This window comes from Pedobacter psychrotolerans, assembly GCF_004340665.1.
In the GTDB taxonomy this organism is placed as follows: domain Bacteria; phylum Bacteroidota; class Bacteroidia; order Sphingobacteriales; family Sphingobacteriaceae; genus Pedobacter; species Pedobacter psychrotolerans.
Window position 1 is genome coordinate 867279 of sequence record NZ_SLWO01000002.1, and the last position, 13079, is coordinate 880357.

The following is a 13079-nucleotide window of genomic DNA, read 5'->3' on the forward strand; positions in this document are numbered from 1 at the left end:
TAAAAAAACGGAGAGGTGTCAGAGTGGTCGATCGAGCACGCTTGGAAAGCGTGTGTACTGCAAGGTACCGCGGGTTCGAATCCCGCCCTCTCCGCACCAATAAGCTGATTATTTAACTTGAATTTTATGTTCTGTTAAATTATTTACAATAACACTCAATGAGTTATAAAATATCAGCTAAAAAAATGATTGGTTATGCAAATAAACGAGATATAGTTTCTATGTTTGCATCCTCGAAAGAGAAGAGGTTCAACTTTAAACTGAACAAAAGGAGTGGTAGTTCAGCTGGTTAGAATGCCTGCCTGTCACGCAGGAGGTCGCGGGTTCGAGTCCCGTCCATTCCGCTTTAATAAAATTATAAAGGCTTAAACAAATGTTTAAGCCTTTATAATTTTAAAATAATTCTGATCCTTTCTAAACAAACTCTAAATTTTACTGAAATTAAATTAAGCACGGATGCTAATTTAGTTTTATCCATAAAATTAAAATAAGGTGCTTTCTTATTTTAATTTTATGATAAAAATTAAAATAAGCACTAACTTTGTTATTAAATTTTAAAATAATGAAAGTTTTTAATCCAGGTGTTTATATCAATCAAGGGTATTACAAAAGTTTTCAACCCAATACAATCAATAGAGAATGGCATATTGATAATATTGAAATAATTTATCTATTAAGTAAAGCAGACAGACAACTAGGGAGGTTGGATATGTATTCAGAATACATCCCTAACATTGATATGTTCATCAGTATGCATATTGCAAAAGAAGCTACTCAATCTAGTAAGATAGAGGGTACTCAAACTAATGTTGAGGAAGTATTCTTAGAGAGAGATGAGGTATCACAAGAAAAAAGAAGCGATTGGGAAGAAGTTCAAAATTATATTGAAGCTATGAACAAAGCCATCGAACTTTTACATCGCCTGCCGTTTTCATCTAGGTTAATTAGAGACACACATAAAATTTTGCTTCAAGGTGTTCGTGGGGAGCATAAACAACCAGGAGATTTCAGGGTTAGTCAAAACTGGATTGGAGGTGCAAGCATAAATGATGCTACGTTTATTCCGCCCGTTCACAGTTCAATTTCAGACTTAATGTCTGACATTGAAAAGTTTGCTAATGATGAATTAAATCATCTCCCAGACTTATTGAAAATAGCATTAATACATTATCAGTTTGAAACCATTCACCCATTTTTGGACGGCAACGGTAGAGTGGGAAGATTAATGATAACTCTTTACCTAGTGTCCAAAGGAATTTTAAAAAAACCAATATTATATCTTTCTGATTTTTTGGAAAGAAATAGAGGTTTGTATTATGATAATTTAATGGATGTAAGACTTAAGGGAAATCTCACAAAATGGTTTAAATTCTTTCTGGTAGGTATAATAGAAACAGCAACAAATGGAATTAAGACTTTTGATGGAATTTTACAATTACAAAAACAAATAGATGCTAAAATTCAAACACTGGGAAGTAAAGCTGGCAATGCACAGAAAATAATGTTATATCTATATCAAAGACCAATAATTCAAGCTCAAATGGTTTCATCCGTAACAGGAATGTCTGCAGCTACTGGCTATAAATTGCTTGCAGATTTAGAAAAACTAAACATTTTAAAAGAAGTTACTGGCGCTCAACGTGGGAAATTGTATGTATTCAAGGATTATTTAGCATATTTTAGTTAAATAAAATTTCATTTAAATTAGTCAAAACATCATTTAAGTTAAATACAAAAAGGATAGAAATTAATTAGAACGAAGCTTTAATGCCACTATCATCTTAATCAAATAAGATTCATTTCCGCAACAAAAGCCTTAACTTGAAAAAGTTGAGGCTTTTGTTTTTACAAAAACTTCATAGATTTATTGAGATTAGCCTTGTAACTATCTGATACAGGAATCAGGTTTTTGTCGAGAATTAATGTCTTACCCTCAATACCATCTATTTTACTCAGGTTAATTATAAAGGAGCGGTGCACCCGCAAAAAGACTTGCTGAGGCAACTTGGTTTCAATATTCTTTAATGAGGAGTGAATGGAATAATCGATATTTCCAATCAATTGAATCTTAACATAATCGCCGATGGCTTCAAAATATAAAATATCTGTAACTTTTACCCTTCGTACAGTATTAGAATCTCTGATAAATATAAATTCAGGAAAATGCGTATCACTACTCGTTTGTTGTTTATGATTAGCTGTTTTAGCTTTTTCAATAGATTTTAAAAATCTTGCCGGTGAAATTGGCTTCAGCAAAAAATCAACTACATTTAGGCTAAAAGCCTCTACGGCATGCTCTGCCACGGATGTAGTGAAAATGATTAGTGGGGGCTTATCTTCCAGAATTTTTGCCAGTTCAAGTCCACTCATACCCGGCATCATAATGTCAAGAAAAATGATGTCAACCTGATTGTTCATAATATGATGATGCGCTTCCATTGCATTTTCACATTCTGCAACAAGCACAAGTGAACTATCCATGGCTATTAATTTTTTAAGCAGCAGTCTAAAAATCTGGTTATCATCAACAATTAAGCAATTCATTAAATACATATTATACTAACATACATAATACGGTTACAACGAAAGAATATCTTCATCATAAATCTATCTAGCAGCCATAATACCTTCAACACTATAGCTAGCTTTTTATATTAGCCTTTAATGATGATCTAAAAATAAGCTTGGTTTACCAGAACTGTAATCATCCATTTATAGCTAATCAACTAACTTCTAAAGCAAGCAATTTATCCCGAACTTATAGTCTTGTACCTCACCTTATGCATTGGTTTAATGCATAGGGTTTTATAAATACCTTAATATTTTACGATCTTAAATTCGGTCCTTCTATTCGCCTGATGTTCAGCCACAGAGCATGCAACCCCATTCTTACATCTGTTTAACAATTGAGTTTCACCATAACCTTTAGCCTTCATCCTACTCCTGTCAATACCTCTGCTTACTAAATAGTTCACAGCAGATTGTGCCCTTCTTTGTGAAAGATCTATATTGTAAATGTCTACGCCTCTGCTATCTGTATGCGATCCCATTTCAATTTCCAGTGTGGGATTATCTCTCATAATCCGAACTGTTTCATCTAAGATTTTTGCAGCATCGGGCCTGATATTGTCTTTATCAAAATCATAATGAATATTTTTAATTTCGATCTTCGTTCCTACCACAAAAAGTGGCTGTAAATAGAGGTTCACTTCTAATGTATCAGATTTGGTTAAACCAACAGTAGTTACAAGTGTAGAGTCACTGTAATATCTTGTTTTTTGCCCAAGCAAGGTATAATTTGTATTTTGATCCAGTTCAAAAAAGTACTTGCTAGAATCTGCAGTTAATTGTTTGCCGACAACCCGTCGTGCATCGGCCATAAGTGTTACATCAGTAAGCGGAAGTATGGCTCTCGTGGTTTTATCAAATGTAACTCCCTTTAAAGCGAGAATAATTTTTGGTTTTTGAATACCAAAACTATAAATATCATCATTACCTTTTCCCCCCTTCCGGTTAGAAGACAGGTAACCTGTTCCTAAATCTGCTGAAGGTAAAGACATTCTTATAAAGGCAAAATCATCACCAGGTGAATTAATAGGGTAATGCAGGTTGATTGGGGTAGTCCAGCTATGTTGTTCGCCTTTGGCAACGAATATATCCAAGCCACCCATGCCCGGTAAACCATTGCTGGAATAATATAACTGGCCATCTACACCTATCTCTGAAAACATCTCGCTGCCACTGGTATTTATATCTTTACCCGCATTTTCTGGCTTACTCCAGCCGCCATCGCTTTGTAAAGTACTGTACCAGATATCGGTACTTCCCATTGTGCCTGGCATATCAGAAGAAAAATATAAAGTTTTTTCATCCAGGCTCAGGCAAGCCTGCCCAAGTGAGTATTTGGATACATTATTATATGGAAAAGGTTTCATTTCCCATTGGTCACCTTTTTTTGTGTAAATAAAAAGCTCTATATTATTTGTTCTAAACTTTCTATTTCCAACCTTCTCAATTTCGCTGTCCTTTTTACCTACATATGTACGAGACACAAAAAGCATATCTCCTGCCCTATTACTGGCAACAGGACCAATATGATAAGTTCCTATATTATAAGAAGCAGCATCAAGAGTTGGCATACTTAGTGTACTGTTCTCAGCCATTTCAGCTTTAAAAATACGCAGATACGGATTGCCGGTTCTTCCTGATATTTTAATAGATTCACTGGTTTCTGCCTCTCCAGTGTAGTAAGCATTTCCAACCATTGGAAATACACTGAACTCAGCATTTGCCGTATTTACAGAAGCTTCATTGTTAAGCACATGAGCCGTGGGTTTAGATAACCAGACTTGAGCTGAATCACATCCCATTATATCGTTAAGCACCTTTTTATGATCACCAGTTTTTTGCGCATAACTTTCAAATACCTTTTTTGCTTCCTTGTAACGAAGGTTAGATTTAAGTACGGCACCGTAAGCCAGTAGGTTTTCATCTTTACTTTCTGGAAAGGTAATTAATCGGGAAAACCAATTTTCAGCAGCTTCATAATCGTTGATCTGATCATAACAATAAGCGAGTTTTTCAATATCAGTCATTCTCGGATTTTTTACATCCACCAGTTTAAGATAGGTTGGAATGGCTTGAGCATAATCGTAACTGTCATACTTAAGTTTTGCCTTATCCCTTAAAGAAAGTTGTTCCTGTGTTTTGCCTTCATTACAAAAAAACATTGCAGCAAAAAGAGGAAGTAAGATGTATTTTAAATTTATATTCATGACTTATACTGGTTATGATACTGAATTAAAAGAAGCGTGGGCTAAGCAAACGGTTTAACTTTGATGGAAAGGTTAAGCCAAGGGTGATTTCATGTGAACCATTTTGTACACTACTCAACCCACTGGTGATATAGTCATATGAATAGCCTATTCTAAATCGATTAGATGCATAGAATTGTACAATACCTGACAAGGAATTGGAATTGCTCAACGTTTGTCCCTGTCTGAATTCTTTATCCCAAAGGTTAACACCTGTACGTATTCCACCACCAATCCAAAATTTATCAGCAAATACGAACATGGCATTAAGATCCAAACTGCTGGGGCCCTTAAAGTCCTCTTTCCATAACAAACTTGGTCTGAGTTTCAATCCTTCTGATAGTTCAAACAAAGCACCTGTCATGATGTAATAATGGCGTTTGCGCTTAATGTTTTGTTGTGTCGCGGTATCCCAGTTAAATATATCATTTGATACATCACCAGAGAACAAATCCATTACAGATGCCCCAACATAATACCGGGGGCTACTGTAATAGACTCCAAACCGCGCATCTGGTATAAAGCTACTCAGACTGCCATTGGTAACGGTGGGGTCATCCTGTTCAACAGGACGTAATGATGTACCATCAATAGCATAGTTGGTTACACCCGCACCTAAGCCAAAGCTAAGCCGTTTGGTATCGTCACTGTTTAACCTTATGCGGTAGGCATAATTTAAGTAAATGGAGTTTGCTGTCTGGGATCCAAGCTTATCTGCTGTAATCTGAACACCTAAGCCTACATTTTTCTTCGTACTCTCCGTCACACCATCCAAAGAAAGTTGCCCAGTTTGTGGCGCTCCCTTTAATCCAGCCCATTGTGTACGGAGTGCAAGTTGAGCAAAGAGTTCTTCTTTATAACCTGCATAAGCCGGATTTACACTTAATGAATTGAATATGTATTGTGAAAACTGGATATTTTGCTGTGCCATTACCGGCAGTTTTAGCAACAAAACTATTGTTGCTGCAAGTAAGGCTTTTTTTATAACAGGCTTCTTCATCGTTGATTCTGTTTAGTATTATCTTTTTAATAAAACTGGTCCGGCAACGGTTTGTGAAGTGCCGCCTTTTTTAAGTGTGATCTTATAGAAGTAAGTACCTTCATTTAATCCGTAACCTGTCCAGTCATTTTTATATCCCTTCATTCTGTAAACCTGATTACCCCAACGATTATAGATTTCGATATCTACTGAATCATAAGCCTCCAACCCAACAATGAAGAATGTATCATTCTTACCGTCGCCATTTGGCGTGAAAACATTCGGAATAAAGAACCCTTCTATGGTGATGGTTCCTGTAGCTTCATTTGTAAAGTTTCCATTGGCATCTTTAACCCGATAGATAAAAGTATCCACTCCTGTGAAGCCCGGATTAGGCGTATATACTACCGTACCATCCGTATTTACTTTTACGCTACCATTTTTTGGCTGGGTAATAATCTGAATACTGCTTCGATCTATCGTAGAACCGTCTCCCCTGTCATTACCCAATATGTCCATTTGTACAGATGTATTAAATCCTGTTTTAGTCGCATCGTTCACCGCAACTGGTATTGTACTCGTTATGGTGATATTGGCTGTCGCAGGATTGGATGTTACACCAGACTGGTCTTTCACCGAATAAACAAAGCTATCAGGGCCGCTATAATTAGGATCTGGGACATAAGTAACTGTTCCATCTTTGTTGATGGTTAAAGTACCATGTGCCGGAGGCGTAATGATGACTATTGTAAGCGGATCCAGCGGAGTACTTCCAGGGATATCATTTGTTAATATTGGAATGGTAACCGGAACACCTTGTATGGTGGTGGCATTGTCATTCGTGGCAACCGGTGGAAGCTCCAGTTTGGTAACTGTTGGATTATCATTATTCACACCTGATCCAGAAACATCGGTAACTGTTTTACCTGATCCATCTTTTGAGGTTACAGTTGCTGTGTTTGTTACGTTTCCGCGATTGATATCTGTTGATGTAACCAAATAGGTCCGTTTAACAGTTACAGCAGCACCTGGAGATAGAACTCCAGGTATATTAATTGCTGTATTTGTTATGATTGGGTCATTCAAAACGATATTGTTTAATACAGTAGTTCCGGTATTGGTGATCGTAAATGAATATTCAATACTATTTCCGAGCACAAAACTTCCATTTAAGCCTGTACCTGTATTGGTAACTGTTTTAACCAGCGCAAGGCTACTGATTTGTGGAAGTGGCGTAATGGTACAGGTTGGACAAGTCGGGCTAGCCGGGTTATTTGGATCGGCAGGGTTACCACTTTCTGAATCATCAGTAACTGTATTCCCTTTTGGATCCTTACCAGTACCTGTGGCTATGTTGTCTACACGACCTGCATCAACATCAGCTTGCGTAATTGTATAAACAGCGGTAAAGCTGGTTGCATCTACCTGACCAGGAGCCAGCGTTACTGGTCCGCCAACTACCGTTACCTTCGCATCTGTAATGCGGATACCATTTATCGTTACGTTACCAGTGTTTTCTACTTTGAACGTATAATTGATTTTCTCACCTACCTGCGCTCTTCCATCTCCGTTAGCATCAGCAAAGACAGCTGTTTTAATCAGGCGTATAGCAGGACTTGATGGTAATGGCGTTACTGTACAGGTCGGACAAGCAGGGGTATTAGGATTGTTCGGATCAGCAGGGTTACCGCTTTCTGAATCATCAGTCACGTTGTTACCTTTCGGATCTTTACCCGTACCTGTGGCCAGGTTATCTACACGGCCTGCATCAACATCAGCTTGCGTAATCGTATAAACAGCGGTGAAGCTGGTTGCGTCTACCGCACCAGGTGCCAAAGTGATCGGGCCACCTGTTACCGTGACTTTAGTGTCCGTGATTTTAATATCATTTACCGTTACATTACCTGTGTTCTCTACCTTAAATGTATAATTAATCATCTCACCTACTTCAGCCTTGCCGTTATTGTTCGCATCAGCGAATGATCCGGTTTTGGTTAAACGAATAGCCGGGCTTGAAGGTAATGGAGTAGTGGTACAAGTTGGACAAGCCGGGTTACTAGGGTTATTCGGATCAGCAGAGTTACCGCTTTCTGAATCATCAGTAACCGGGTTGCCTTTTGGATCTTTACCTGTGGCTGTGGCCAGGTTGTCTACTCGGCCAGCATCAACATCAGCTTGTGTAATCGTGTAAGTTGCCGTGAAAGTACTGTTATCAGTTGCACCAGGTGCAAGCGTGATCGTACCACCTGTTACCGTAACTTTAGTATCCGTGATTTTAATGTCACTCACCGTTACGTTACCTGTGTTCTCTACTTTAAAAGTATAGTTGATTGTCTCGCCTACTTCAGCCTTGCCGTTATTGTTCGCATCAGCGAATGATCCGGTTTTTGTTAAACGGATGGCCGGACTTGATGGCAATGGCGTAATGGTACAAGTTGGACAAGCCGGGGTAGCCGGGTTATTTGGATCAGCTGGGTTTCCACTTTCTGAATCATCAGTAACCAGATTGCCTTTTGGATCTTTACCTGTGGCTGTGGCCAGGTTGTCTACTCGGCCAGCATCAACATCAGCTTGTGTAATCGTGTAAGTTGCCGTGAAAGTACTGTTATCAGTTGCACCAGGTGCAAGCGTGATCGTACCACCTGTTACCGTAACTTTAGTATCCGTGATTTTAATGTCACTCACCGTTACGTTACCTGTGTTCTCTACTTTAAAAGTATAGTTGATTGTCTCGCCGACCTCTGCCTTACCATTGCCATTTGCATCATTAAATGATCCGGTCTTGGTCAGGCGGATAACTGGACTTGAAAGTAATGGCGTAACCGTACAGGTTGGACAAGCCGGGGTAACCGGGTTGTTTGGATCGGCAGGGTTACCACTTTCTGAATCATCAGTAATCGTATTCCCTTTCGGATCTTTACCCGTACCTGTTGCCAGGTTATCTACACGGCCTGCATCAACATCAGCTTGCGTGATGGTATAAGCTGTAGTGAAAGTACTGTTATCCGTTGCACCAGGTACAAGCGTGATCGGACCACCTGTTACCGTAACTTTAGTATCCGTGATTTTAATGTCACTCACCAATACGTTACCCGTGTTCTCTACCTTGAAGGTGTAGTTGATCGTCTCTCCTACTTCGGCTTTGCCGTTGGCATTTGCATCAGCAAATGTTCCGGTTTTAGTTAAACGGATGGCTGGACTTGATGGTAATGGGGTAATGGTACAGGTTGGACAAGCAGGCGTAGCCGGGTTATTTGGATCAGCTGGGTTTCCACTTTCTGAATCATCAGTCACGTTGTTGCCTTTTGGATCTTTACCCATACCTGTGGCAAGATTATCTACTCTTCCCGCATCCACATCGGCTTGCGTAATGGTATAAGCTGCAGTGAAAGTGGTATTATCCATTGAACCAGGTGCCAAAGTAATTGGACCACCTATTATGGTCACTTTCGTATCCTGGATTTTAATATCACTTACCGTTACGTTACCTGTATTTTCTACTTTAAAGGTATAGTTGATCGTCTCACCTACTTCTGCCTTACCGTTATTATTCGCATCAGCAAATGATCCGGTCTTGGTCAGGCGGATAGCAGGACTTGATGGCAATGGTGTAACCGTACAAGTTGGACAAGCCGGGTTATTAGGGTTACTCGGATCAGCTGGGTTTCCGCTTTCTGAATCATCAGTAACGTTGTTTCCTTTCGGATCTTTACCCTTAGCCGTAGCCAAATTGTCCACTCTTTCAGCATCCACATCAGCTTGCGTAATCGTGTAAGCCGCAGTGAAAGTACTGTTATCTGTTGCGCCAGGGGCCAAAGTGATCGGGCCGCCTGTTACCGTAACTTTAGTGTCCGTGATTTTGATGTCACTTACCGTTACGTTACCTGGGTTCTCTACTTTGAATGTGTAGTTGATCGTCTCGCCTACTTCAGCCTTGCCGTTATTGTTCGCATCAGCAAATGATCCAGTTTTGGTTAAACGGATGGCTGGACTTGATGGTAATGGGGTAATGGTACAAGTCGGACAAGCCGGGGTAACCGGGTTGTTTGGATCGGCAGGGTTACCGCTTTCTGAATCATCAGTAACGTTGTTGCCTTTCGGATCTTTACCCGTACCTGTTGCCAGGTTATCTACTCTTCCAGCATCAACATCAGCTTGTGTGATTGTGTAAGCCGCAGTGAAAGTGCTGTTATCCGTTGCGCCAGGGGCCAATGTGATTGGACCACCTGTTACTGTAACTTTCGTATCGGTGATTTTAATATCGCTTACCGTTACGTTACCTGTGTTCTCTACCTTAAAGGTGTAGTTGATCGTCTCGCCTACTTCAGCCTTGCCGTTATTGTTCGCATCAGCAAATGTTCCGGTTTTAGTTAAACGGATGGCTGGGCTTGATGGTAATGAGGTAATGGTACAAGTCGGACAGGCCGGGGTAGCCGGGTTGTTCGGATCAGCTGGGTTACCGCTTTCTGAATCATCAGTAACGTTGTTGCCTTTTGGATCTTTACCAGTAGCCGTAGCCAGGTTATCTACTCTTCCCGCATCCACATCAGCCTGCGTAATGGTGTAGACCGCAGTGAAACTATTTGCGTCAACTGCACCAGGTGCAAGCGTGATTGGCCCACCTGTTACCGTAACTTTAGTATCCGTGATTTTAATATCACTTACCGTAACATTACCTGTGTTTTCTACCTTGAACGTATAATTGATCGTCTCGCCTACTTCAGCCTTGCCGTTATTGTTCGTATCAGCGAATGTTCCGGTTTTAGTTAAACGGATGGCTGGACTTGATGGCAATGGCGTTACGGTACAGGTCGAACAAGCCGGGGTAGCCGAGTTGTTCGGATCAGTAGGGTTACCGCTTTCTGAATCATCAGTAACGTTGTTTCCTTTCGGATCTTTACCCGTAGCCGTAGCCAAATTGTCCACTCTTTCAGCATCCACATCAGCTTGCGTAATCGTGTAAGCCGCAGTGAAAGTACTGTTATCTGTTGCGCCAGGGGCCAAAGTGATCGGGCCGCCTGTTACCGTAACTTTAGTGTCCGTGATTTTGATGTCACTTACCGTTACGTTACCTGGGTTCTCTACTTTGAATGTGTAGTTGATCGTCTCGCCTACTTCAGCCTTGCCGTTATTGTTCGCATCAGCAAATGATCCAGTTTTGGTTAAACGGATGGCTGGACTTGATGGTAATGGGGTAATGGTACAAGTCGGACAAGCCGGGGTAACCGGGTTGTTTGGATCGGCAGGGTTACCGCTTTCTGAATCATCAGTAACGTTGTTGCCTTTCGGATCTTTACCCGTACCTGTTGCCAGGTTATCTACTCTTCCAGCATCAACATCAGCTTGTGTGATTGTGTAAGCCGCAGTGAAAGTGCTGTTATCAGTTGCACCAGGGGCCAAAGTGATCGGGCCGCCTGTTACCGTAACTTTAGTGTCCGTGATTTTGATGTCACTTACTGTTACGTTTCCTGGGTTCTCTACTTTGAATGTGTAGTTGATCGTCTCGCCTACTTCAGCCTTGCCGTTATTGTTCGCATCAGCAAATGATCCGGTTTTGGTCAGGCGGATGGCTGGACTTGATGGCAATGGCGTAATGGTACAGGTTGGACAAGCCGGGGTAGCCGGGTTATTCGGATCAGCTGGGTTACCGCTTTCTGAATCATCAGTAACTGGGTTGCCTTTTGGATCTTTACCTGTAGCCGTAGCCAGATTGTCTACTCTTCCAGCATCCACATCAGCTTGTGTGATGGTGTAAGCGGCTGTGAAAGTACTGTTATCTGTTGCACCAGGTGCCAAAGTGATCGGGCCACCTGTTACCGTAACTTTTGTATCGGTGATGTTTAGGTCACTTACTGTTACGTTTCCTGTGTTCTCTAACTTAAAGGTGTAGTTGATCGTCTCGCCTACTTCGGCTTTGCCGTTGGCATTTGCATCAGCAAATGTTCCGGTTTTAGTTAAACGGATGGCTGGGCAATTAGCCATATCTATCATAATAGTTGTAGGTAAAGAAACACACCCATTATTTGTATCTCTAGATAAAATAGTATGGCTACCGACTTCAACATTATTAAATACTGTTGAAGCTTGGTATGTACCACCATCAATATTATATTCTAAACCTGAACCTGTTGGCGCACTTATCGTAATGGTTCCGGTCGCTGAAGTACAGGTAGGTTGTACCGCAGTAGCCATTGGTGCAGCTGGTGTGGCAGGTTGTGCATTAATAGTGATACTGGTCGAAGCAGAAGTACAGCCATCGCTGTTTCTTACCGTTACTGAATAAGTACCTGAAGCTACAATATTAAAAGTGGTAGATGCCTGATAGTTGGTTCCGTCAATGCTATAAGTTAAGCCTGAACCTGTTGGCGCAGAAACTGTAATAGTGCCTGTTGCTGTGGTGCAGGTAGGTTGTACCGCAGTAGCTGTTGGTGCAGCTGGTGTGGCGGGTTGTGCATTAATCGTGATGCTGGTCGAAGCAGAAGTACAGCTATCGCTGTTTCTTACCGTTACTGAATAGGTACCCGAAGCTACATTATTAAAAGTGGTCGAAGCCTGATAGTTGCTGCCGTCAATGCTATACGTTAAGCCTGATCCTGTTGGCGCAGTTACCGTGATGCTGCCTGTGGCCGTGGTACAAGTAGGTTGTACCGCAGTAGCCGTTGGTGCAGCTGGCGTGGCCGGTTGTGCATTAATCGTGATGCTGGTCGAAGCAGAAGTACAACCATCGCTGTTTCTTACTGTTACCGAATAAGTGCCCGAAGAAACATTATTAAAAGTTGCCGAAGCCTGATAGTTTGTTCCGTCAATGCTATAGGTTAAGCCTGAACCCGTTGGCGCAGTTACCGTGATGGTTCCGGTCGCTGAAGTACAGGTAGGTTGTACCGCGGTAGCCGTTGGTGCAGCTGGTGTGGCGGGTTGTGCATCAATCGTGACGCTGGTCGAAGCAGAAGTACAGCCATCGCTATTTCTTACCGTTACTGAATAGGTACCCGAAGCTACATTATTAAAAGTGGTCGAAGCCTGATAGTTCGTGCCGTCAATGCTATACGTTAAGCCTGATCCTGTTGGCGCAGAAACTGTAATAGTGCCTGTTGCTGTGGTGCAGGTAGGTTGTATAACAGTAGCTGTTGGTGCAGCTGGTGTGGCGGGTTGTGCATTAATCGTAATACTCGTCGCAGCAGAAGTACAGCCATCGCTGTTTCTTACCGTTACTGAATAGGTACCCGAAGCTACATTATTAAAAGTGGTCGAAGCCTGATAGTTGCTGCCGTCAATGCTATACGTTA

The 13079-nt window shown here is 41.2% G+C and carries 5 protein-coding genes and 2 tRNA genes; 3 read left to right on the plus strand and 4 right to left on the minus strand.

Going from position 1 to position 13079, the window contains the following annotated elements; translation table 11 throughout:
• Positions 1-9 precede the first annotated feature (9 nt).
• From EV200_RS07310 to EV200_RS07320, 3 genes are all read left to right on the plus strand, one after another.
• A tRNA-Ser gene (locus EV200_RS07310) sits at positions 10-94 on the plus strand.
• A 176-nt stretch (positions 95-270) separates the two neighbouring features.
• A tRNA-Asp gene (locus EV200_RS07315) sits at positions 271-344 on the plus strand.
• A gap of 218 nt (positions 345-562) precedes the next feature.
• Positions 563-1687, plus strand: coding sequence for a Fic family protein (locus EV200_RS07320; protein WP_132530602.1), 1125 nt, complete (start codon positions 563-565; stop codon positions 1685-1687).
• A 158-nt stretch (positions 1688-1845) separates the two neighbouring features.
• Here EV200_RS07320 and EV200_RS07325 read toward each other — a convergent pair whose 3' ends face one another.
• The 4 genes from EV200_RS07325 to EV200_RS07340 all read right to left on the minus strand — a co-directional run.
• Positions 1846-2544 carry a LytR/AlgR family response regulator transcription factor gene (locus tag EV200_RS07325; protein WP_132530604.1) on the minus strand — a complete coding sequence of 233 codons (699 nt, stop codon included), beginning with the start codon at positions 2542-2544 and terminating at the stop codon, positions 1846-1848.
• Between the two features lie 272 nt (positions 2545-2816).
• Positions 2817-4775: an OmpA family protein gene (locus tag EV200_RS07330; protein WP_132530606.1), complete on the minus strand. Its 1959-nt coding sequence runs from the start codon at positions 4773-4775 to the stop codon at positions 2817-2819.
• 25 nt (positions 4776-4800) lie between these two features.
• On the minus strand, positions 4801-5814 hold the full coding sequence (locus tag EV200_RS07335; protein ID WP_132530608.1) for a PorP/SprF family type IX secretion system membrane protein: 1014 nt from the start codon (positions 5812-5814) through the stop codon (positions 4801-4803).
• Positions 5815-5832: 18 nt separating this feature from the next.
• Positions 5833-13079: DUF7507 domain-containing protein (locus EV200_RS07340; protein WP_132530610.1), on the minus strand; the 7247-nt coding region annotated here is incomplete at its 5' end.

What these genes read in the sequence shown, in the direction of transcription:
- EV200_RS07320 (WP_132530602.1), top strand. Translation starts at nt 563, where the DNA reads ATGAAAGTTTTTAATCCAGGTGTTTATATCAATCAAGGGTATTACAAA.
- EV200_RS07325 (WP_132530604.1), bottom strand. Translation starts at nt 2,544, where the DNA reads ATGAATTGCTTAATTGTTGATGATAACCAGATTTTTAGACTGCTGCTT.
- EV200_RS07330 (WP_132530606.1), bottom strand. Translation starts at nt 4,775, where the DNA reads ATGAATATAAATTTAAAATACATCTTACTTCCTCTTTTTGCTGCAATG.
- EV200_RS07335 (WP_132530608.1), bottom strand. Translation starts at nt 5,814, where the DNA reads ATGAAGAAGCCTGTTATAAAAAAAGCCTTACTTGCAGCAACAATAGTT.